At 56.4% G+C, this 1,413-nt stretch carries 1 rRNA gene; it reads right to left on the bottom strand.

The features are described 5' to 3' along the window. Positions 1-21: 21 nt before the first annotated feature. Positions 22-1,413 (bottom strand): 23S ribosomal RNA (locus ACIGXW_RS33745); the annotation flags it as partial.

The raw sequence follows: 1,413 nt of genomic DNA, 5'->3' as shown, positions 1-1,413 counted from the left end.
ACACAGTGGACGCGAGCAACTGAGGACAAGCCCTCGGCCTATTAGTACCAGTCAGCTCCAACCGTTACCGGTCTTCCACACCTGGCCTATCAACCCAGTCGTCTACTGGGAGCCTTACCCCATCAAGTGGGTGGGAGTCCTCATCTCGAAGCAGGCTTCCCGCTTAGATGCTTTCAGCGGTTATCCCTCCCGAACGTAGCCAACCAGCCATGCCCTTGGCAGGACAACTGGCACACCAGAGGTTCGTCCGTCCCGGTCCTCTCGTACTAGGGACAGCCCTTCTCAAGACTCCTACGCGCGCAGCGGATAGGGACCGAACTGTCTCACGACGTTCTAAACCCAGCTCGCGTACCGCTTTAATGGGCGAACAGCCCAACCCTTGGGACCGACTCCAGCCCCAGGATGCGACGAGCCGACATCGAGGTGCCAAACCATCCCGTCGATATGGACTCTTGGGGAAGATCAGCCTGTTATCCCCGGGGTACCTTTTATCCGTTGAGCGACGGCGCTTCCACAAGCCACCGCCGGATCACTAGTCCCGACTTTCGTCCCTGCTCGACCCGTCGGTCTCACAGTCAAGCTCCCTTGTGCACTTACACTCAACACCTGATTGCCAACCAGGCTGAGGGAACCTTTGGGCGCCTCCGTTACCCTTTAGGAGGCAACCGCCCCAGTTAAACTACCCACCAGACACTGTCCCTGATCCGGATCACGGACCCAGGTTAGACATCCAGCACGACCAGAGTGGTATTTCAACGACGACTCCACCATGGCTGGCGCCATGACTTCACAGTCTCCCACCTATCCTACACAAGCCGAACCGAACACCAATATCAAGCTATAGTAAAGGTCCCGGGGTCTTTCCGTCCTGCTGCGCGAAACGAGCATCTTTACTCGTAGTGCAATTTCACCGGGCCTATGGTTGAGACAGTCGAGAAGTCGTTACGCCATTCGTGCAGGTCGGAACTTACCCGACAAGGAATTTCGCTACCTTAGGATGGTTATAGTTACCACCGCCGTTTACTGGCGCTTAAGTTCTCAGCTTCGCCCCACCGAAATGGAGCTAACCGGTCCCCTTAACGTTCCAGCACCGGGCAGGCGTCAGTCCGTATACATCGCCTTACGGCTTCGCACGGACCTGTGTTTTTAGTAAACAGTCGCTTCTCGCTGGTCTCTGCGGCCACACCCAGCTCAGGAAGTAAATTCCATCACCGGACATGGCCCCCCTTCTCCCGAAGTTACGGGGGCATTTTGCCGAGTTCCTTAACCATAGTTCACCCGAACGCCTCGGTATTCTCTACCTGACCACCTGAGTCGGTTTAGGGTACGGGCCGCCATGAAACTCGCTAGAGGCTTTTCTCGACAGCATAGGATCATCCACTTCACCACAATCGGCTCGGCATCAGGTCTCAG

It is taken from the genome of Streptomyces sp. NPDC053079, from assembly GCF_044546695.1.
Taxonomy (GTDB): Bacteria; Actinomycetota; Actinomycetes; order Streptomycetales; family Streptomycetaceae; genus Streptomyces.
The sequence above is the reverse complement of the archived record's forward strand: the minus strand, read 5'-3'. Positions and strand labels throughout refer to the sequence as shown.